A 19,822-nucleotide genomic window follows, 5' to 3' on the forward strand; every position below is an offset into this window, starting at 1 on the left:
ATACCGACATGGCCGCACACCGAATAGCGCTGATCCTCGCCAGCCTGATCGCGGGTTGCTCGGGCAACGTACGCCCGATCACGCCCGTGGCCTCGGTCGATCTGGATCGGTTCATGGGCGACTGGTACGTGATCGCCCACATTCCCTCGCGCCCGGAGCGCGAGGCTTACAACGCCATCGAGAACTACCGGCGCGCGGACGACGGCAAGATCCTGACCCGCTTCCGCTACCGCGACGGCGGGTTCGATCGCCCCGTCGAGACCATGCATCCGGTCGGCACGGTCAAGGCCGGCACCGGCAACGCGGTCTGGGGCATGCAGTTCGTCTGGCCGATCCAGGCCGAATACGTGGTCGTCTACCTGAGCCCGGACTACTCCCAGACCATCATCGGCCGCAGCAAGCGCGACTACGCCTGGATCATGGCGCGCACCCCCACCCTGTCCGAGCCGGACTACCAGCGCCACCTCGCGCGTCTGCGCGCGCTGGGCTACTCCCTCGACGGGCTGCGCAAAGTGCCGCAGGCCTGGCCGGAGCCGGCTGCGCCCTGAGCCCGCGCCTGCGGACAAAAAAAGGCCCGGCGAAGGCCGGGCCCAGTCTCGCCGGAACGGCGAGGGGGATGCGGTGAGATCCACACCTGCTCTGAAGGGGCCAACGCGGCTGGCGGCCGCGGGCGGCCAAGTCGCGCCGGAAAGCGTGCGACGGGACGGCCCGGGCAAAAAAATGGGCATCCGCTACGACCCGGATGCCCCCGATGAAATCGGCGGAGAGTGCGAGTGGGAGAGAGCGTCGCTCGCAGGCGTTCCCAGGCCGTCCTTGGCCGGGAAAGCCGGGGGATTCAGTAGCCCTGCGCGACCTGCGCGGCCTCGTAAGCATCGACATGGCCGCTGCCGACCTCGTAGGGCAGCCGCCCGGGCATGGGATTGGCGGTGGCGGTGAGGATCTGTTTGACCTCGGCCGGGTTCAGGGACGGATTGGCCTCCAGCAGCAGGGCGACGATGCCGGCCACGTGCGGGGTGGCCATCGAAGTACCGCTCATGTGGGTATAGGACAGGGCCCTGGCGCCCAGCGACAGGTCCTGCTGCACGGCCAGCAGCGGCAGCACGCCGGTCAGCGCGCGCGTGGAGACGATGTCCACGCCGGTGGCGACGATGCTGGGCTGGTTGGTGTAGGTCCAGCTCGCCCCGTCGGGCATGGTGAAGCTGGCGCTTTCGCCCGGATTGCCGCGCGAGGAGAAGTCGGCCAGGGTGCCGTCCTTGTTGCCGGCGCCGACCGAGATCACCCACGGCGCCTGCGCGTAGGGGTTGTGGGTGTTGGCGCCGGGGCCGTCGTTGCCGGCCGCGAACACGCTGACGATGCCGCGCTTGTAGGCCTCGTAGCTGGCCACGTTGACCGGATCGGTGGGGTCGAAGGCGCCCGAGGTGCCCCAGGAATTGGAGATCACCCGGATCGGCGAGGCGAAGCTGTTCTGCTTGCTGATCGCGTAGTCGTAACCGCCGACCGCGTCCAGGATCGAGATGACCGCGCCGGAGCCGTAGCCGACCAGATCGGCGCCGGTGGCGACGCCGCGGTACAGGCCGGCCGACTGCGCGCCGCTGCCGCCGACGGTGCCGGCGCAGTGGGTGCCGTGGCCGGAGCCCAGGTCGGTGTTGAGCTGGTTCTCCAGCACCACCACCGGCAGGAAGTCGAGCACCGAATGCAGATTGGTCAGGGCCTGCACGTTCTGGACCACGCGCACGCCGTACTTGAGATCGGCGTGGGTGGCGTCGATGCCGGAGTCGTTGATCATCACCGTCACCCCGCGCCCGGTGTAGGGCGTGGTGCGGCCGAAATCGCCGGGATTGGCCTGGACCCGGTTGACCCCGGACAGCTCGCGCGCCTCCTGGTTGTAGTACTCCAGATTGCGATTGAGGTGGATCGCGCGCACATCGCTGCGCTGGGCCAGGGCGCGGATCTGCGCCGGCGTGGCCAGGGCGCCCGCGACCGGCAGGTTGCGCATGCTGATGCCCTTGCCGATGCCGAGCGTGCGCAGGGCCTGCAACTGGGTGCTGCGCACCGGGCCCTGCTGGTCGTAGGAGACCACGACCTCGAGCTTGTCCAGCGCGGCGGCGGTCCCGAGCACCTTGTTCAGGGCCGCGTCGATATGGGCGCCGGCCAGGGCCATGCCGCTGGCCATCATGCCTACGGCCAGGGCGGACAGCTTGAGGAAGTTGCGGCGGTTGCGGTGCATGCGGTGGATCTCCATGAATGCGGCAGGTCGGCGCCGGTCTACGCCGGCATCGGCACCATCGCCGGCCGGCTCAGGGTCCAGCCATCCGGATGAACGCCCAAAGCGCCTGGGGGAAAATCCCTAGAGACTTGAAGGGGCCACGCGGAGTACGCTCGGCGCATGCCGTTGCTCTGTCTGCGCCCACGGCGGACGCCGACCTGGGCCACGGTCCACGGGGGGTGTGACATGGCGAAGTGGGCGTGGAGCGCGCTGCTGACGGCAGTGCTGTGGTGCGGCGGGGGCCCGGCGAACGCGCAATCGCTGCCGGTGCAGGTCACCATCTCGGGCAACGAGGCCAGCGCCTACGTCGGCCTGCCCGGTCTGACCATCCTGGACCTGAGCCTGGAATTCGAGAACGCCCAGGGCCTCACGGCGAACAGCCTGGGCATCGGCGCCAAAGTGGTCAGCCCGCTCAATCCGCTGCTGCAGGGGCGGTTGCCCAATCTCAATCTGACCTCGCTGACCGCGGCCCTGCCGGTGCTGATCACGATCCAGCCGCCGGCCAGCGGCGGCCTGCGCTTCCAGGGCACCGGCCGCTTCGAACTGCATACCCATGTCCTGCCCTATGCGCTGGGCAGTTCGCTGCGCGTGTTCAAGGCGCCGCTGGGCGGGCAGTTCCAGGACATCACCGAAGAGATCGCCCAGGGCAGCGTGCGCGCGCGCGGCCGCTACGGCGGTTTCTCGCAGTTCCTGATCCTGATCGACCTGCGCCCCACCGGCATGGTCATCGACGAGAAGATCCTGCGCCTGCGCAACCGCGTGGCCGGCCTGCCGGTCGCCGAGCGCCCGGCCTTCACCGCCCTGCTCGACGACACCGAGGCGGCGCTGGACATCGACGACTACCCGGCCGCGCTGACCGCGATCGACGCCATCCGCGCGCGCGCCCAGGCCCGCGCCGGCACCTATCTGGGCAATGAGTGGCGTGCCGATCTGAGCACGGTCAACGACGCCGGCGAGTTGGTCGCTGGCGCCTCGACCCTGCGCTTCAGCGTGATCTACCAGCGCGACTACGGACAGTGATGCGCATTCGCTATAGGGCCGCCGGCCGCGCTTAAGATGCGCCCATGCCGGCGCGCCTGATCGCTTACCCGCCCGAAACCGCAGCGGTCACGCGCTGGATCGCGGCGGGCGGGCGTCTGCGCATCGGCCGCGCCGCCGATTGCGACCTGGTGCTGGAACACCCGTCGGTCTCGCGCGCCCACGCCGAACTCAGCCACGACGGCCAGCGCTGGCAGCTGCGCGATCTGGGCAGCAAGAACGGCAGCTACATCGACGGCATCGCGGTCGAGGACTCGGCGGCCCTGGCGGTGCCGTCCTGGCTGCGCTTCGGCGATGTGCACTGCGACTTCGCCGAGTTCAACGAGGCCCAGAGCAACGGCCTGCGCCTGCGCCAGCAGCAACGCCGCGATTTCTCGCTCGCGCTCACGCGCCGGGTCGAGGCCGAATCCGACCACGCCCGCCTGCCCGAGGAAGTGCTGCGCGGCGTGGTCGAGCTGGCCGACTGCAGCCGCGGCTTCCTGCTGCTGGCCAGCGGCGGCGACTACGCCGTGCGCGCCAGCGTCGAGCTGGACCCGGCCGCGCTGCGCGCGCGGGTGTTCTCCGGCAGCGTCGGCGCGGTCGAACGCGCGCTCGCCCAGCGCCAGCCGGTGGTGGTCAACGAGGTCGCGCGCAGCGACTGGGCGGCCGAGCGCGCTTCGATCGTCGACAGCGGCCTGAAAAGCCTGGTCTGCCTGCCCCTGCTGGACGGCCCGCGCACCCTGGGCGCGATCTACGCCGACCGCCGCACCCCGGGCGAGCCGATCACCCAGTTCGACCTGGAGCTGCTCAGCGCCTTCGCCGAGAGCGCCGCCCTGTGGCTGCTCGCGCGCAGCGCCGTGGAGGCATTGGACGATGCCCCGCGTTGGAGCACGATAGTGGCGGGCCCGCACGGCAGCACACCATGACCGATTCTTCCGCGGCGACCGCCACCGGGCTCTACGCGCAGCAGCGGCTGGCGCCCGGCACGGTGCTGGCGGGACGCTTCCGGATCGAGGCGGTGCTCGGTGTCGGCGGCATGGGCGTGGTCTACCGCGCCACCGATCTCACCTTGGATGTGCCAGTCGCGATCAAGCTGCTGCGCCCCGAACTGGCCACGCGCGCCGATGCCTTCGAGCGGTTCCGCCAGGAACTGCTGATGGCGCGCCAGGTCTCCAGCCCGCGCGTGGTGCGCATCCACGACCTCGCCCAGCACGACGGCCAATGGCTGATCGGCATGGACTACATCGACGGCGAGGCGCTGGACCGCAAGCTCGACCGCGAAGGCCCGCTGCCGATCGAGGACGCGATCCGGATCGCGCGCCAGGTCGCCGAAGGCTTGAGCGCGGCGCACGCGCGCGGGGTGATCCATCGCGACCTCAAACCCGCCAACGTACTGGTGGACCGCGCCGGCGACGCCAGCATCACCGACTTCGGCGTCGCCCGCTCGCTGGCCAGCACCGGTCTCACCCAGTCCGGCGCGGTGGTCGGCACGCCCGACTATCTGTCGCCCGAACAGGCGCGCGGCGAGACCGTCGACGCGCGCAGCGATCTCTACGCGCTGGGCCTGATCCTTTACGAAATGCTCGCCGGCGCCCAGCCCTTCGCCGGCGGCACCGTGCACGAGGTGCTCGCGCAACGCATGCTGCGCGCGCCCGCGCCGGTGACCCGGCAACGGCCGCAGACCCCGCCCTGGCTGGCGCGTCTGACCGACCGCCTGCTGCGTCCGCAACCCGCGCATCGCCTGCGCAGCGCCGACGAGGTCGTGCGCGTGCTTGAGCAGCGCAAGCTCGCGCGCGATTACCGCCCGCGCCGCGGCGCCTGGCTGGCGCTGGCCGCGGTGCTGGCCCTGAGCGCGATCGGCGGCGCCGTGTACTGGCGCACGCGCGCCGCGCCGGTGCCCGCCGGCGTGGCCGCGGTGGCGCCGCTGCATCGCCTGCTGGTGCTGCCGGTCGCCACGCCCGCCGACGATCCCGCCCTGGGCGCGGCGCGCGCGGCCGCGCTGTCGGCGCAGTTGCGCGCGGCGTTGGCGGCGGTGCCCGGCTTCGCCATGGTCGACGAAGACCGCACCCAACAGGCGCTGCGCCAGCTCGACCCCACCGGCAGCGCCACCCTGGACCCGGCCGCGCTGCGCCGCACCGTCGGCGCCGACCGCGTGCTGCAGGTGAGCCTGCGTCGCGACGGCGCGGGCTGGATCGCCGACGCGCAACTGCACGACGAACGCGGCGGTCTGCATCGCGGCAGCGGCCGCGGCGCCGACGCCATGGCCGCGTTCGCGGCGTTGCCGGCCGATCCGTCCTTCCTGCGCATGCTCGACCTCAAGGCGCCGCCGGCGCTGGCGTTGCCGACGCCGCCGGCCGCGCTGGACGCCTACGGCGAAGGCCTGCGCGCGCATCAGGACAGCGCGCCGGTGGAAGCGCTGGCGGCGTTCCGCAAGGCGCTCGAGACGGCGCCCGCGTTCGCGCCGGCCTGGCTGGGCGCGGCCGACGCCGCCAACGCGATCGGCGATCAGGACGGCGCCTACGACGCGCTGGAACGCGCCCAGCGCGCGGCCGCGAACGCCGTGCCCGCACTGCGCCGCCGCATCGTCGCCGAGCGCGCCCTGCTGGACGGCGACGCCGAGACCGCCGCGCGCGAATGGCGCGCGCAGCTCGCGGCCACGCCCGACGACACCTACGCCGAACTCGAACTGGGCCGCGCGCTCGGCGCCGGCAACGACTTCGCCGGCGCGGTCAAACAACTGCAGGCGCTGACCGCGCGCGACGCCAACGACCCGCGCGCCTGGTACGAACTGGGCAAGTTCTCGATCCTGCACGGCCAGGCGCGGCGCGCGGTCGACGAATACCTGGTGCGCGCGCTGGTGCTCTACAAGCGCAGCGGCAACCGCTACGGCGAAGCCGAAACGGTCAATGCGCTGGGCATCGGCTACGCCCGCCTCGGCCAGAACGACCACGCCCAGGAGCAATACCGCAAGGCGGTGGAGTTGCGGCGCGCGGTCGGCAATCGCCGCGGCGTCGCCACCAGCCTGCGCAACCTCGGCACCGCGCTGTCGCTGTCGGGCCGCTACGACGAAGCCGACGCCAGCCTGCGCCAGGCCCGCGAGCTCAACCTCGCCCTCGACGACCGTCGCGGCCTGGCCGCGGTCGACAGCGAACTGGGCGTGCTCGCCGAGGAACGCGGCGACTACCCGGCCGCGCTCGCCGCGTTCCGGCGCGCGCTGCAAAGCTGGCAGCAGATCGGCGACGAATGGGAAATCGCGCAGGCGCTCAACGACATCGGCTTCGCCCACTACCAGCTCGGCGCCTACGACGACGCCCAGGCCTATCTGCTGCAATCGGCGGCGATCAACGACAAGCTCGGCGACCAGACCGGCAAGATCCGCACGCTGCAGAACCTGGGCCAGCTCGCGACCGCGCGCGGCCAGTGGAAGCCCGCGCGCGAACAGCTCACGCGCGCGCTGGCCGATGCCGAGCGCGAGCAGATGAGCGAGGAGGCCGCGGTCAGTCGCCGCAACCTGGCCGAACTGGACCTGCTGCAGGGCCGCTACGACGAGGCCCTGGCCCAGGCCGGCAAGGCCGAGGCGCTGTTCCGCCAGGGCCAGGACCCGCGCGGCATCGCCGACGCCGGCTTGTTGCGCGCGCAGACCCTGATCGCGCTGGGCGCGCGCGCCGACGCCGGCAAGGCGCTGGACGCGATCGCCGAACCGGTGGCGCAGGCGCCGGCCGAACAGCGCGGCATCGACGCCTTGCTGCGCGCCGAACTCGCGCGCCTGGGCGGCAACGCCAAGAGCGCCGCCCAGCACCTCGCCCAGGCGCGCCGCTACGCCGACGCGTCCGGCGTGCGCCTGCTGCGCCTGCAGGTCGGCCTGGAAGCGGTGAAGGCCGGCGCCAGCGCGGCCGCGCTGGGCGCCGAGGTCGCGGCGCTGGGCCACGTCGCGCTGCGCCTGGACTGGACCGAAACCGCGATGAGCCAGGACCTGGCCGCGCGCGATCCCAACGCCGCGGCGCGACGCTATCGCGAGATCCAGCCGCTGCTGCGGCGCGGCGATTACGCCGGTGCCTTCCGTCTGCACGAACTCGGCGCGCAGGCGCTGAGCCAGGCCGGCGACGCCGGCTCAGCCGCGCGCGCGCGCGACGACGCCGTGGCCGCCCTGCAACGCGTGCGCGAACGCCTGCCCGCGCCGCTGCGCGGCGGCTTCGAGGCCTCGCCGCAGATCGCCCGGCTCGATCCGGTGCGCAAGCCCTGAGCCGCGTCATGGACGAACTCGCGAGCCTGCGCCGGCAATACCAGGAACTGCTGGAGCGCCTGGAACGCAACGAGCGCGAGTTCCGCCGCCTCGGGCGCGCGGTCTGGCGCGTGCAGGAAGACGAGCGCCGCCGCCTGGCGCGCGAACTGCACGACGGCATCGGCCAGAATCTGACCGTGCTCAAGCACCGCCTCGGCCAGCTCGACGATGCCCTGCCCGCCGACCGCGTCGACGCGCGCGCCGCGCTGGCCACCGCGCTGGCGCTGTGCGGCGACACCTTGCAGGACACGCGCGAACTTTCGCGCCTGTTGCGCCCGCCCATCCTCGACGATCTGGGCCTGGAAGCGGCGCTGCGCTGGCTGGTACGCAGCCAGGCCGAAGCCTGCGGCGCGCGCATCGAGCTCGATGTGGACTCCTTACCCACTTTGGATGGCGAGTTGCAGACCCTGCTGTTCCGGGTCGCCCAGGAAGCGCTCAACAACGCCGCCAAGCATGCCGCCGCCACGCATATTCACGTGCAGCTGACCGCGCGCGACGGAGGATTGCAGCTGCGCGTGCACGACGACGGCCGCGGCTGCGAACCGGAACAGGCGCTGGGCGCCGGCGGCAGCGGTCTGGGCGGCATGCGCGAGCGATTGCGTCTGTACGGCGGCGTGCTGCAATTGCGCAGCGCGCCCGGCGAGGGCCTGCGCCTGAGCGCGCGCGTGCCGCTGTCGCCACCCTGAACGCCGGCGCTTGACGAGCGCCGGACACACGAGCAGCGTAAGCGCCATGGGGACCAAGACCGTGCGGGTACTGATCGCTGACGACCACACCATGGTCCGGGAAAGTTTGGTCGGCCTGTTGCAGGCCGAAGGCGACGTCCAGGTCGTGGCCCAGGCCGCCGACGGGCTGGAAACCCTGGAGAAGGCGGTCGCGACGCGGCCCGACGTGGTCATCACCGATATTTCGATGCCGCGCTTGAATGGCATAGAAGTGGTACGCCGATTGTGCGAGGCCCTGCCCGACACCCGCGTGCTGGTGCTGACCATGCACCAGGAAAACGAATACGTGCTGCAAGCGGTGCGGGTCGGCGCCTCCGGCTACATGGTCAAGGACAGCGCGGCCTCCGAACTGCTGGCCGCGGTGCGCGGCGTGCACGCCGGCCACGGCTACTTCGGCCCGCAGGCGGCGCGCGCGCTGGCCGAACAGCTGCAGCACCCCGAACGCGACCTCGGCGACCCCTACGGCCGCCTGACCGCGCGCGAACGCGAGGTCTTCCATCTGATCGCCGAAGGCCACACCACCAAGGAAATCGCGCGCGAGCTGACGATCAGCGTCAAGACCGCCGAGAACCACCGCGCCCGCGTGCTGGCCAAGCTGGACGTGCGCAACACCGCCGAGCTGGTGCGGTACGCGCTGCGCAAGGGTCTGGTGGACTGAGGGGCGGTAAAGCAAATCCCTCCTGCCCCCCCTTTTTCAAAGGGGGGACCGCATCGAGTCCTAGGGCGCAACCGCGGGGATGCGGAGGCGCATGAGAGTACGGAAGCCATCGAATCCGTGCGCCTCCTACCCCTCACAAACGCCCTTTGTTCCCCCCTTTGAAAAAGGGGGGCCAGGAGGGATTTGCTCTTGCCTTACCAGCCCCCGCAAAGCCCACCCTACGCCGTAGTATCCTCAGCTCCCCATTACGGCTTACGGCGGAGCGGCAGCATGAAGGCGATGCGTTGGACTCGTGGTTTGGCCCTGGCGGGCTGCGTATTGCTGCTGGCCGCCTGCGTCGGCGGCCCGGTGCGCCGCGTGTCCGAACCCTCCGCGCGCATCCAGCAGCTGACCGTACGCGCCGACGGCAGTTGGTCGGCCGAGCTGCGGATCGAGAACTTCAGCAGCATCCCGATGCGCTTCGACCGCTTCGACCTGGCCCTGAGCCTGGGCAGCGACGAAGCCGGCCGCCTGCAGGGCACCCCGGCGGTGTCGATCGGTCCCGAGTCGGCCGACGTGATCGCGGTGAACCTGCGCCCCAGCGGCGCGGCCAAGCTCGCCGTCGCCGACGCCTTGGCCAGCGGCCGCAGCCTGTCCTACACCCTCAAGGGCAGCATCGACGCCACGCCCGACGAAAAGAAACAGCGCAACTTCGCGATCGACCGCAGCAGCGCGCTGAGTCCGGCGCCCGGCTTGCCCGGCGTGCTGCGCTAACGGCCGAGATTAGGGATTCGGGATTAGAGATTCGCAACCCTATCCCGCCCCTTCGCCCTCGCTTTTACCAATCCCGAATCCCCAATCACGAATCCCTGCCCATGAGCACCTACAAAGCCCCCCTCGCCGATATGCGTTTCGCCCTGTTCGACGTGCTCGGCGCCGAAGCCGCGTTCCAACGCCTGGGCTTCGCCGAGGCCACGCGCGACGTGCTCGACGCGGTGCTCGAAGAAGGCGCGCGCTTCACCGAAACCGTGCTCGCCCCGCTCAACCGCGTCGGCGACGAGATCGGCTGCAGCTACGACAAGGCCAGCGGCGCGGTGACCACACCGCCGGGCTTCAAGCAGGCCTATGCGCAGTACGTCGAAGGCGGCTGGGCCGGCCTGGTCTCGCCCGGCGAATTCGGCGGCCAGGGCCTGCCGCACGCGGCCGGCGTGCCGCTGAAGGAAATGATCGACGCCGCCAACCTGGCCTGGGGCAACTTCCCCCTGCTCTCGCACGGCGCCACCGAGGCCCTGCTGCACCACGGCGAGGCCTGGCAGCAGGAGGTCTTCCTCAAGCCGCTGGTCGAGGGCCGCTGGACCGGCACCATGTGCCTCACCGAACCGCATTGCGGCACCGACCTGGGCCTGCTCAAGACCCGCGCCGAACCGCAGGACGACGGCAGCTATTCGATCACCGGCACCAAGATCTTCATCACCGCCGGCGAGCACGACTTCACCGACAACATCGTCCACCTGGTGCTGGCGCGCCTGCCGGACGCACCGGCCGGCAGCAAGGGCATTTCGCTGTTCGTGGTGCCGAAGGTCAAGGTCGGCCGCGACGGCGCGATCGGCGCCGCCAACGCGGTGCGCTGCGGCGCGCTCGAACACAAGATGGGCATCCACGGCTCGGCCACCTGCGTGATGAATTTCGACGGCGCCCAGGGCTACCTGATCGGCCAGCCGCACAAAGGCCTGATGGCGATGTTCACCATGATGAACACCGCCCGCCTCGCGGTCGGCCTGCAAGGCCTGGGCCTGTCCGACCGCGCCCTGCAGAACGCGCTGACCTACTCGCGCGAGCGCCTGCAGATGCGCTCGCTGTCGGGCGCGAAGTTCCCCGACAAGCCGGCCGATCCCATCATCGTCCACCCCGACGTGCGGCGCATGCTGCTGACCTGCAAGGCGCTGGTCGAGGGCGGCCGCGTGATGGGCTATCACGGCGCCCTGCTGGTCGACATCGCGCATAACGCGCCGGACGCCGCCGAGCGCGAACGTGCCGACGCGCTGGTCGGTTTCATGACCCCGATCGTCAAGGCCTGCCTCACCGAATGGGGCGTGGAATGCACCTACCACGCACTGCAGTGCTACGGCGGCCACGGCTACATCGCCGAGCACGGCATGGAGCAGCTCGCACGCGACGCCCGCATCACCACCCTGTACGAAGGCACCACCGGCATCCAGGCCCTGGACCTGCTCGGCCGCAAGGTCATGCAGCTGCAAGGCGCCGGCCTGCGCGTGATGTTGGAGGAGATCGAAACCTTCTGCGCCGCCAACGCCGACAACGCCGCGGTCGCCGAATTCATCGGCCCGCTGCGCGAACAGGCCGCGCAGTGGCAGCAGCTGACCCTGCGGATCGGCCAGCGCGCGGTCGGCGACGCCGACGAAGTGGGCGCGGCCGCTTACGACTACCTGATGTATTCGGGTTATGTCGCGCTGGCCTATTGGTGGGCGCGCAGCGTCGCCGCCAGCGAAGCCTCCTCGCAGTCGCAGCGCTTCAAGGCCGGCAAGCGCGAGACCGCGCGCTTCTACTTCGCGCGCCTGCTGCCGCGCACGCGCGCGCACGCCGAAGCGATCGCCGCGCCGCTGTCGACCCTGACCGCGCTGGACGCCGACGCGTTCGACGTCTGATCCGACGCCACCACCCGCGCGGCCAAGGACGGCCGCGCCGCGGGCGCGACGCCTGCCGCTCCATCGGCTACCCAAATCGTCATCAAACGGGTATAAGCTGATATCCCGATGGAGACCGATAGAGCGAGCCTACGCTTGGTCCGAACCGGAACCCACGCAGAGCGACTGCTGCGTGAGCCGGAAATCCTCGGCGTCTCCGGACTGGACCTCGCCCAGCGCTACGCATACCCCCGCCCGCCCGTCGACCGCCTCAACGCGGTGCGCTTGCTGTCGCTCGATGCGCACGGCCGCGTGCTCGACTGGATGAACTGGCAGGAGGCGACCTGTTTGTACGTGCGCGGCGCGGTGGCCTGGACCCTAGGCGATCCCTGCCTGCGCGTGCACGGCGGCACCAGCCGCCTCAGCGGCGAACAAAGCCTGATCGAACTGCACCCGATCGTGGCCGCGCGCGGCCATGCGCGCGCGCATGCGCTGGCCCCGACCCCGGCCCTGACCAACGCCGCGCTGTTCGCGCGCGACGACTACCTGTGCCTGTACTGCGGCCGCGACTTCAACCGCCCGCACCTGACCCGCGATCATGTGATCCCGGTGTCCAAGGGCGGCCGCGATATCTGGGAGAACGTGGTCGCGGCCTGCTTCCACTGCAATTCGCGCAAGGGCAACCGCACCCCGCAGCAGGCCGGCATGCCGCTGCTGGCGGTGCCGTATCGGCCGAGCTGGGTCGAGCACCTGATCCTGTCCAACCGCAACATCCTCGCCGACCAGATGGCATTCCTGCGCAATCAACTGCCCAAGAACGCTCGCCTGAGCGGTTGACGCCCGCTTCCGCCGATCGCGGCGGGTCGTGAATCGCGCGCGTCGCCCTCCTCCGCCAGTTCCGCCCGCGCACGCAAAAGCCTCGTTTCGCCGGGACTTTGCGCATTAAGCCGTGACGCCGGTCGCGATCTGCCGGCCGCCTGAGTGGGCACCTGCCGAAGAACGCTGATTTGCGACGCGTTGCGCGCGTTGACGACGTGATTGCGGTCCGCAACACTCGTCCACCACCGCAACGATGGACGCAACGATGGCCCTGACCCTCGGTCTGACCGGAATGGACCCGGCGACGGAGACCGCACTGCAGGCGGCCTTCAAGGACGCCAACTCCCGCCTCGGCGGGCGCTGGCAGCTGCTGCCCGAGAGCCAGGCCGACTACGTCGTCGTGGACATGGACAGCATGTACGGCCCGATGAGCTGGCTGCGTCTGCATGCCGCGGGCAAGAGCGTGATCGCGCTGACCAGCGCGCAGCGCACCCAGGCCGATTACCGCCTCGGCCAGCCCTTCGACGCCAACGCTATCGGCGATTTGTTACGCGAGATCGCGACCCAGGCCGGCCAGCCGCTGGAAACCGCGCCGGCGACGACGACGATCGCGAGCGCACCCAGCCCGGCGGCGCCGAGCCCGGCCCCGGCCGCGCCCAAGCCCGCGCCGGCCGAACCGGTGCCGACGCTGGATCGCGCGGTCGAAATTCCGCTCGGCGTGGCGCCGACCCCGGCACCTGCGCCCGCTCCGGCCGCGCCCGTGCGCGCGCCGGCTCCGGCTCCGGCACCTGCGCCCGCTCCGGTCGCAGCGGCGCCCGCTCCGGCTCCCGCAGCTCCGGCTCCCGCAGCTCCGGCTCCCGCAGCTCCGGCTCCCGCAGCTCCGACACCCGCTCCCGCGCCGGCACCCGCACCCGCGGTCGCCACCGGCGAGTCCCTGCTGGCCTGGCTGACCTCCGGCCGCCTGCGCGGCCGCGTGCGCCTGCGTGGCGACGAACCGCTGCTGATCGACGCCGATCAACGCCAGTACCACGGTCCTTCCGCGCTCAAGCCGCTATCGGCCTATTTCGAGAAGAACGCGACGGCGGCCGACTTCATCGCCGTCGACGACAAGACCTGGGGCATGACCGTCGCGCCGCTGGGCGATCCCATGCCGCTCGCGCGCCTGGTCTGGTTCGGCAGCCTGCTCGCCGGCCACGGCGCCCTGGCGCCCGGTTACGACCCGCAGCGCCGCTATCAGATGGTCAAGTGGCCGCAGACCGAACGCGAGTTCCCCAAGCACTTCCGCATCGCCACGGTGATGATGAAGGGCCCGGCGACCCTGGCCGAGATCACCGAGGCCAGCGGCGTGCCGGCCGCGGACGTGGCCGACTTCGTCAACGCCAACCTCGCCACCGGCTTCGCCGAACCCGAGGCCGAGCCGGATCCGGCCGAGCCGGCCAAGGCCGGCGGCCTGTTCGGGCGCCTGCGCGGGCGCTGATCGCGCGTTCCAGGCGCGGTTTCGGCCGCCGCGCCTGAACCCGCCACGCACCCGCTTCTTGCCCGCCTCACACAGGGGCGGGACAATGACCGACTGAACGCCAGAACCCGTCGGTAATGATCGATCCGCAGCGCTACCCGCGTCTTTCCCGCATCCAAGTTCCCGCCGACCTGCGCCAGTTCGGCGAAGACGAACTGCCGGCGATCGCCGAGGAGTTGCGCGCCTACCTGATCGAGCAGGTCGCCCTGGTCGGCGGCCACTTCGGCGCGGGCCTGGGCGTGATCGAACTGACCGTGGCCCTGCACTGGCTGTTCGAGACGCCGGTGGACCGTTTGGTCTGGGATGTCGGCCATCAGTGCTATCCGCACAAGATCCTCACCGGCCGCCGCGACGAGATCCACACCGTCAAGCAGAAGGACGGCGTGGCGCCGTTCCCGAAGCGCGAGGAGTCCGAGTACGACACCTTCGGCGTCGGCCACAGCTCGACCTCGATCTCGGCCGCGCTGGGCATGGCGATCGCGCTGCAGCGCGCCGGCGACGAGCGCAAGGTGGTGGCGGTGATCGGCGACGGCGCGATGACCGCCGGCATGGCCTTCGAAGCCCTGGCCCACGCCGGCGGCATGACCGATCCCGAGCCGAACCTGCTGGTGATCCTCAACGACAACCAGATGTCGATCTCGGAGAACGTCGGCGGCGTCACCAAGATGCTCGGTCGCCTGACCGGCAGCCGCACGCTCAACGCGCTGCGCGAAGGCGGCAAGAAGCTGCTGGGCGACAAGCGCAAGCCGGCGGCCAAGTTCGTGCGCCGCTGGGAAGAACACTGGAAGGGCATGTTCGTGCCCTCGACCTTCTTCGAGGAGGTCGGCTTCCACTACACCGGCCCGATCGACGGCCACGACCTGCCGGCTCTGCTGGGCGCGATGAAGACGCTCAAGACCCTCAAGGGTCCGCAGCTGCTGCACATCATCACCACCAAGGGCAAAGGCTACGAACTGGCCGAAGGCGATCAGATCGGCTACCACGCGGTCGGCCCCTTCGATCCCGAGAAGGGCCTGGTCAGCAAGCCCGGCGCCAAGAAGCCGACCTACACCGACGTGTTCGGCGAGTGGCTGTGCGACATGGCCGCGGCCGACGACAAGCTGCTCGGCATCACGCCCGCGATGCGCGAAGGTTCCGGCCTGGTGCGCTTCAGCAAGGAATACCCGGCCCGCTACTTCGACGTCGCCATCGCCGAACAACACGCGGTCACCCTGGCCGCCGGCATGGCCTGCGAAGGCGCCAAGCCGGTGGTCGCGATCTATTCGACCTTCCTGCAGCGCGGCTACGACCAGCTCGTGCACGACGTCGCGATCCAGAACCTGGACGTGCTGTTCGCGATCGATCGCGGCGGCGTGGTCGGCCCGGACGGCGCCACCCACGCCGGCAACCTCGACCTGTCCTATCTGCGCTGCGTGCCGAACATGGTGGTGATGGCGCCGGCCGACGAGGACGAGTGCCGCAAGATGCTCAGCACCGGCCATCGTTACGAAGGCCCGGCCGCGGTGCGCTACCCGCGCGGCACCGGCCCCGGCGTGCCCGTGCAGCCCAACCTGGACACCTTGCCGATCGGCAAGGCCGAGCTGCGCCGCAGCGGCAGTCGCATCGCCCTGCTCGCGTTCGGCGCGATCGTGCCGGCCGCCGAAGCCGTCGCCGCCGAGCTCGGCCTGACCCTGGTCAACATGCGCTTCGTCAAGCCGCTGGACCGAGCCCTGATTCTGGAGCTGGCCAAGAGCCACCGCGGCTTCGTCACCCTCGAGGACAACGTGGTCGCCGGCGGCGCCGGCAGCGGCGTGGCCGAACTGCTCGCGGCCGAAGGCATCGCTCTGCCCATCCTGCACCTGGGCCTGCCCGACGAATTCCAGCACCACGCCAGCCGCGAACAACTGCTGGCCGAAGCCGGCCTCGACGCCGCCGGCATCCGCGGCGCCGTGCTCGCACGCTGGCCGGAACTGCGCGAAGCGCCGCCGCGCAGCGCGGCGCTTTGAGGCACACGCGCAAGTTCCGTCGCCGTAGGATGCGGTGAGCGCAGCGAACCGCATCGCACGCTTGGTTGGAGCTGCGCATGGTGCGGTTAGCTGCGCTAACCACACCCTACTCGATGGCTGACGTCGCCTCTCTCGCACGCGAATCTACGACCAGCTCCCTGTAGGAGCGACGCAAGTCGCGACCACGCCGCCGGGCTGCGCGGTTCTGGCGGGGTTCAATCGCGGCTTACGCCGCTCCCACAGAAAGCCGGGCAGTAACGCGAATCGACAACGCAGCATCGTCGCCGCACCCCGACGCCGAGCGCGCCTCAGCCCAATAGCAACGCCGTCGCCACGCCGCTGAGCAACACCGCCACGACCAGCTTGGCGCTAGCCTTCGGCCACAGGGTCAGGCTCAAGGACCAGGCCAGCGCCGACAGCATCAGCACCACCGCCCAGAAGATCGGCCCGAACTCCCAGCCCTTCCAGGCCGCGAAACCGGCGAAGGCCGCCGCGTGCAGGGCCCAGCCCAGACCGCGCCAGACGCGCGCGCGGCGCGCGTCGTAACGGCCCGCGCACGCCTGCGCGTAGTGCTTCTCCATGCCCAGGCTCAACAGGCACCAGGCCAGCAGCGACACCGCGAATCCCAACCACAGCATTGCAGGCTCCTCAGCGCTCGGCGAGCGCGGTTTGGCGCTCGCCGCCGCGCAAGCGCGCGGGTTCGCTGACGGCAGCGCGCGCGGCCTTGCGTGCGCGCAAGGCCAGCAAGGCGAACGCCAGCGCCAGACCCAGCGCGGTCAGATCGACCGCGGCCAACGCCCAATCGCCGCGCGCCAGGGTCGCCAACAGATGACTCTTGGGCGCGGTCGCCAGATTGATCAGCGGCAGCGCCGCCAGCGCGATCGCGTTCAAGCCGAAGTAGCGGCCCCAGCCGCGCCGGCGCACCGACGGGATCAACGCGTACAGCGCCGCCGCGATCCAGACCGCGCAGAACGCGCCGATCTCCCAGCTCGCACGCTCGGCCAGGCCGGCCGGCAGCACGCGGTTCGCGATCAGCATCGCCACGCAGCCCAGCGGCATGCCGCCGACCACGCCCAGGTTGAGGCTCTGCACCAGGCCATAGCCCGACACCGCGCCGGCCTCGGCGACCTTCTTGGCGCGCTTGTTGACCCAGACCTGCATGCCGCTGGCCAGCATCACGCAACCGGCCAGGCCCATGCAGAAATACAGCCAGCGCAGCGCGCTGCCGCCCCACTGCGCCATGTGCAGGCCGCCGAGGAAGGTGTAGACCTTGTAGCCGGTCGCCGACGGCTTGGACACGTGCAGCAGCTTGCCGTCGTTGGCGTCGTAGACGACCTGGTCGAAGTTCCAGGCCACGTGGCGGCTGTGGTCGCCGCCGAAGGCGATGGTGGCGCTGCTGTCGTCGGGGTGGTGCACGTTGACCCAGGTCGGCTGCGTGCCCAGACGACGGGTCGCGTCGGCGAGCAGGCGGTCGACCGGATACAGCTGGGCCAGCGGCTTGCCGGTCTCCGCGCGCTCGTAGCTGTCGCCGGCCTCGGCGAAGAACTTCTCGGCGTCGCTGTTGTAGGCCACCTGCACGCCCGCGAACATGTACGAGGCGACGAAGATCGCCACGCCGGTGTAGGCGATCATCAGATGGAACGGCAGGCCGAGCACGCCGGTGAGGTTGTGCCCGTCCAGCCAGGCGCGCTGGCCGCCGGCCTTGGGACGGAAGGTGAAGAAGTCCTTGAAGATGCGTTTGTGGATCACGATGCCCGTGACGATCGCGACCAGCATGAACATGCCCGCGACGCCGACCAGGTACATGCCGATCGTGCCCGCGTGCAGGTTGTAGTGCAGGGTGAAGAAGAAATCGCCGCCGGCGGTATCCGGCAGGCGTTCGCCGGTGGCGGGATTGAGCGCGCGCTCGTCGAAGCTGCCGTCGTCGTAGTAGACATAGGCGGAGGTCGCGCGCTCGCGCTCGGTAGGCGCGGTCACGTACAAGGCGTGCGCGTGCGGCTTGGCGTCGCGCTGGGCCGAGGCGATCGCAGGCGCGAAGCTGAGCTGCGCGGGCGGCGCCCCGTGCAGCGCAGGGCGCATCCAGTTGCCGATTTCCTTGTCGAAGCAGGCCAGGGTGCCGCCGACGAAGATCACGAACAGCAGCCAGCCGATGATCAGCCCCGCCCAGGTGTGCAGCCAGGCCATCGCCTGCGAGAAGCTGTTCTTCATGCCTGCGTGCTCACGGCCGGGCGGCGAATTCGGGGAAGGCCAGGGCCACGCCGTACAAGGCGAGCGCGAGCAGCAGCGGCGCGAGCACCGCGCGCGCCGCGCTCTTGGCCGCGAACGCGTACATCGCCGCCGCGCACCACACCGCGAAGCACAGCAGGCTGGCGGTGACCACGCGGTCGCTGCGCGAGAACGGCAGCACCACGGTCAGGAACGCGGTCGACCCATAGGCGAGCAGGTAACCGACCACGATCGCCGCGAACGCGCGCACGCCGACCTCGATGCGATAGCGCAGCGGCACGATCTTGGGTTTGCGCGCGGGCGCGGCGGTGGCGGAGGTCGGGCTCATACGGCGACTGGCTGGAGTGGCGGCAGGGCGCGAGCGGATCGGCCCTGCGCGCGTCGGAGTAGGCCTGCAGTCTAATTGTTAATGGTTCTCATTAGCAAATCAGCCGTCGCGTTCGCCTGAATGGATTCCGCACGGCGCGTCGCGCCGCCGCCGATCCGCACTGCGCCGCGAGGCGCGAATCTGGCAGGCTCCGGGCTCGATCCCCCACACGGAAACGCAACGGATGCGCCCTGCCCTGCTCGCCTGCCTCGCGCTCTCCCTCGCCGCGCTCGTAGCGCCCGCGCGCGCGCAAACGCCGCCGCCGGCACAGGAGACCATTCGCGACATCGACACCATCGTGGTCTCCGGCGTGCAGCCGGGCCCGGGCATGTGGAAAGTCAGCCGCGGCGAACACGTGCTGTGGATCCTCGGCACCCTGAGCCCGGTGCCCAAGAACATGGAATGGCTGTCGCGCGACGTCGAAGCGACGATCGCGCAATCGCAGGAAGTGCTGGAGCCGCCGACGGTGTCGATCGGCACCGATCTGGGCATGTTCCGCAGCATGCTGCTGATCCCCTCGGCGCTGAAGGCGCGCCGCAACCCCGACGACAAGACCCTGCGCGAAGTGGTGCCCGCCGACCTGTACGCGCGTTGGCTGCCGCTCAAGGCGCGCTACATCGGCAGCGATCGCGGCGTCGAGAAATGGCGCCCGGTGTTCGCCGCCCAGGAGCTCTACGAAGCCGCGATGCGTCGCTCCGACCTGTCGCTCAAGGGCATCGTCTGGCCGATGGTCGAGCGCAGCGCCAAGCAGCACGACGTCAAGATCACCCAGTCCAAGATCGAAATGAAGATCAAGGACCCCAAGGCCGTGCTCAAGGACTTCGCCCACACCACCCTCAGCGACACCGACTGCTTCGCCAAGACCCTGAGCCGGATCGAGGGCGACATCGAGACCATGCGCGCGCGCGCCAACGCCTGGGCGATCGGCGACATCGAAGCGCTGCGCGCGCTGCCGCAGGGCGATCAATACGAAGTCTGCCTGCGCGCGGTCACCGCCTCCGGCGTGGCTCAGCGGCTGGGCTTCGGCGACCTGCGCGAGCGCGTGATCCAGGCCTGGCTGGCCAATGCCGACCGCGCCCTGCTCAACAACCGGGTCAGCTTCGCCAGCCTGCCGGTCGCCGAACTGTTCAAACCCGACGGCTACCTGGCGCGGCTGCAGGCGCGCGGCTACACCATCGAGGCCCCCTGAGGCCGTAAACGCAAACGCCCGGCGCGGGCCGGGCGTTGCGATGACATCGGAATGGTCGGGACGGCCGGATTTGAACCGACGACCCTCTGCCCCCCAGGCAGATGCGCTACCAGGCTGCGCTACGCCCCGAACGTGTTTCGATGTCCCC

General features: G+C 70.6%; 16 protein-coding genes and 1 tRNA gene. 12 read left to right on the forward strand and 5 right to left on the reverse strand.

Translation table 11 applies throughout. The features are described from left to right. Positions 1-8: 8 nt before the first annotated feature. Entirely contained in the window at positions 9-548 is a 540-nt protein-coding gene (locus BMZ45_RS01100; RefSeq protein ID WP_091631467.1) for a lipocalin family protein, read from the forward strand. A gap of 287 nt (positions 549-835) precedes the next feature. On the opposite strand, the gene BMZ45_RS01105 is transcribed toward BMZ45_RS01100, so the two are convergent. Continuing rightward, entirely contained in the window at positions 836-2,227 is a 1,392-nt protein-coding gene (locus BMZ45_RS01105) for a S8 family serine peptidase (protein WP_139215348.1), read from the reverse strand. 225 nt (positions 2,228-2,452) lie between these two features. Between BMZ45_RS01105 and BMZ45_RS01110 the strand changes: the two genes are divergently transcribed. The 10 genes from BMZ45_RS01110 (at position 2,453) to dxs (ending at position 15,892) form a co-directional block, all read left to right on the forward strand. Then, positions 2,453-3,286 (forward strand): DUF6689 family protein, encoded by an 834-nt coding sequence (locus BMZ45_RS01110; protein ID WP_091631469.1) that lies wholly within the window; start codon positions 2,453-2,455, stop codon positions 3,284-3,286. 44 nt (positions 3,287-3,330) lie between these two features. Next, entirely contained in the window at positions 3,331-4,209 is an 879-nt protein-coding gene (locus BMZ45_RS01115; RefSeq protein ID WP_091631470.1) for an FHA domain-containing protein, read from the forward strand. After that, complete coding sequence (locus BMZ45_RS01120) at positions 4,206-7,526, forward strand: serine/threonine-protein kinase (RefSeq protein WP_091631472.1); 3,321 nt, start codon at positions 4,206-4,208, stop codon at positions 7,524-7,526. The genes BMZ45_RS01115 and BMZ45_RS01120 overlap by 4 nt, the downstream gene beginning before the upstream one ends. An 8-nt stretch (positions 7,527-7,534) precedes the next feature. Next, positions 7,535-8,251, forward strand: coding sequence for a sensor histidine kinase (locus BMZ45_RS01125; protein WP_091631473.1), 717 nt, complete (start codon positions 7,535-7,537; stop codon positions 8,249-8,251). A gap of 46 nt (positions 8,252-8,297) precedes the next feature. After that, positions 8,298-8,948 (forward strand): response regulator, encoded by a 651-nt coding sequence (locus BMZ45_RS01130; RefSeq protein ID WP_056181754.1) that lies wholly within the window; start codon positions 8,298-8,300, stop codon positions 8,946-8,948. Positions 8,949-9,227: 279 nt separating this feature from the next. Then, the gene (locus BMZ45_RS01135) at positions 9,228-9,701 is read left to right on the forward strand and encodes an NDR1/HIN1-like protein (RefSeq protein WP_091633933.1); all 474 of its coding nucleotides are present in this window, start codon (positions 9,228-9,230) and stop codon (positions 9,699-9,701) included. 101 nt (positions 9,702-9,802) lie between these two features. Continuing rightward, positions 9,803-11,593: an acyl-CoA dehydrogenase C-terminal domain-containing protein gene (locus BMZ45_RS01140; protein ID WP_091631475.1), complete on the forward strand. Its 1,791-nt coding sequence runs from the start codon at positions 9,803-9,805 to the stop codon at positions 11,591-11,593. A gap of 201 nt (positions 11,594-11,794) precedes the next feature. Beyond that, positions 11,795-12,409, forward strand: a complete 615-nt coding sequence (locus BMZ45_RS01145; RefSeq protein WP_254776549.1) for an HNH endonuclease — start codon at positions 11,795-11,797, stop codon at positions 12,407-12,409. Between the two features lie 247 nt (positions 12,410-12,656). Next, positions 12,657-13,868: a hypothetical protein gene (locus tag BMZ45_RS21785; protein WP_217643130.1), complete on the forward strand. Its 1,212-nt coding sequence runs from the start codon at positions 12,657-12,659 to the stop codon at positions 13,866-13,868. A gap of 116 nt (positions 13,869-13,984) precedes the next feature. Next, the gene (gene dxs, locus BMZ45_RS01155) at positions 13,985-15,892 is read left to right on the forward strand and encodes a 1-deoxy-D-xylulose-5-phosphate synthase (RefSeq protein ID WP_091631478.1); all 1,908 of its coding nucleotides are present in this window, start codon (positions 13,985-13,987) and stop codon (positions 15,890-15,892) included. A gap of 308 nt (positions 15,893-16,200) precedes the next feature. Here the strand turns inward: dxs and BMZ45_RS01160 are convergent, their stop codons facing one another. Genes BMZ45_RS01160 through BMZ45_RS01170 form a run of 3 tightly spaced genes read right to left on the reverse strand, consistent with a single transcriptional unit; the run spans position 16,201 to position 18,446 of the window. After that, positions 16,201-16,530 carry a DUF3325 domain-containing protein gene (locus BMZ45_RS01160; protein WP_091631479.1) on the reverse strand — a complete coding sequence of 110 codons (330 nt, stop codon included), beginning with the start codon at positions 16,528-16,530 and terminating at the stop codon, positions 16,201-16,203. Between the two features lie 10 nt (positions 16,531-16,540). Further along, entirely contained in the window at positions 16,541-18,100 is a 1,560-nt protein-coding gene (locus tag BMZ45_RS01165; RefSeq protein ID WP_091631481.1) for a PepSY-associated TM helix domain-containing protein, read from the reverse strand. A gap of 10 nt (positions 18,101-18,110) precedes the next feature. Continuing rightward, entirely contained in the window at positions 18,111-18,446 is a 336-nt protein-coding gene (locus tag BMZ45_RS01170) for a hypothetical protein (protein WP_217643131.1), read from the reverse strand. Positions 18,447-18,669: 223 nt separating this feature from the next. Between BMZ45_RS01170 and BMZ45_RS01175 the strand changes: the two genes are divergently transcribed. After that, the gene (locus tag BMZ45_RS01175) at positions 18,670-19,674 is read left to right on the forward strand and encodes a TraB/GumN family protein (RefSeq protein WP_091631482.1); all 1,005 of its coding nucleotides are present in this window, start codon (positions 18,670-18,672) and stop codon (positions 19,672-19,674) included. Positions 19,675-19,726: 52 nt separating this feature from the next. Here the strand turns inward: BMZ45_RS01175 and BMZ45_RS01180 are convergent. Next, positions 19,727-19,803: transfer RNA gene (locus tag BMZ45_RS01180), tRNA-Pro, on the reverse strand. Positions 19,804-19,822 lie beyond the last annotated feature (19 nt).

It is taken from the genome of Lysobacter sp. cf310 (assembly GCF_900114355.1).
GTDB lineage: Bacteria > Pseudomonadota > Gammaproteobacteria > Xanthomonadales > Xanthomonadaceae > Lysobacter.

What these genes read in the sequence shown, in the direction of transcription:
- BMZ45_RS01135 (WP_091633933.1), top strand. Translation starts at nt 9,228, where the DNA reads ATGCGTTGGACTCGTGGTTTGGCCCTGGCGGGCTGCGTATTGCTGCTG.
- BMZ45_RS01110 (WP_091631469.1), top strand. Translation starts at nt 2,453, where the DNA reads ATGGCGAAGTGGGCGTGGAGCGCGCTGCTGACGGCAGTGCTGTGGTGC.
- BMZ45_RS21785 (WP_217643130.1), top strand. Translation starts at nt 12,657, where the DNA reads ATGGCCCTGACCCTCGGTCTGACCGGAATGGACCCGGCGACGGAGACC.
- BMZ45_RS01115 (WP_091631470.1), top strand. Translation starts at nt 3,331, where the DNA reads ATGCCGGCGCGCCTGATCGCTTACCCGCCCGAAACCGCAGCGGTCACG.
- BMZ45_RS01165 (WP_091631481.1), bottom strand. Translation starts at nt 18,100, where the DNA reads ATGAAGAACAGCTTCTCGCAGGCGATGGCCTGGCTGCACACCTGGGCG.
- BMZ45_RS01170 (WP_217643131.1), bottom strand. Translation starts at nt 18,446, where the DNA reads ATGAGCCCGACCTCCGCCACCGCCGCGCCCGCGCGCAAACCCAAGATC.
- dxs (WP_091631478.1), top strand. Translation starts at nt 13,985, where the DNA reads ATGATCGATCCGCAGCGCTACCCGCGTCTTTCCCGCATCCAAGTTCCC.
- BMZ45_RS01100 (WP_091631467.1), top strand. Translation starts at nt 9, where the DNA reads ATGGCCGCACACCGAATAGCGCTGATCCTCGCCAGCCTGATCGCGGGT.
- BMZ45_RS01130 (WP_056181754.1), top strand. Translation starts at nt 8,298, where the DNA reads ATGGGGACCAAGACCGTGCGGGTACTGATCGCTGACGACCACACCATG.
- BMZ45_RS01120 (WP_091631472.1), top strand. Translation starts at nt 4,206, where the DNA reads ATGACCGATTCTTCCGCGGCGACCGCCACCGGGCTCTACGCGCAGCAG.
- BMZ45_RS01175 (WP_091631482.1), top strand. Translation starts at nt 18,670, where the DNA reads ATGCGCCCTGCCCTGCTCGCCTGCCTCGCGCTCTCCCTCGCCGCGCTC.
- BMZ45_RS01160 (WP_091631479.1), bottom strand. Translation starts at nt 16,530, where the DNA reads ATGCTGTGGTTGGGATTCGCGGTGTCGCTGCTGGCCTGGTGCCTGTTG.
- BMZ45_RS01125 (WP_091631473.1), top strand. Translation starts at nt 7,535, where the DNA reads ATGGACGAACTCGCGAGCCTGCGCCGGCAATACCAGGAACTGCTGGAG.
- BMZ45_RS01105 (WP_139215348.1), bottom strand. Translation starts at nt 2,227, where the DNA reads ATGCACCGCAACCGCCGCAACTTCCTCAAGCTGTCCGCCCTGGCCGTA.
- BMZ45_RS01140 (WP_091631475.1), top strand. Translation starts at nt 9,803, where the DNA reads ATGAGCACCTACAAAGCCCCCCTCGCCGATATGCGTTTCGCCCTGTTC.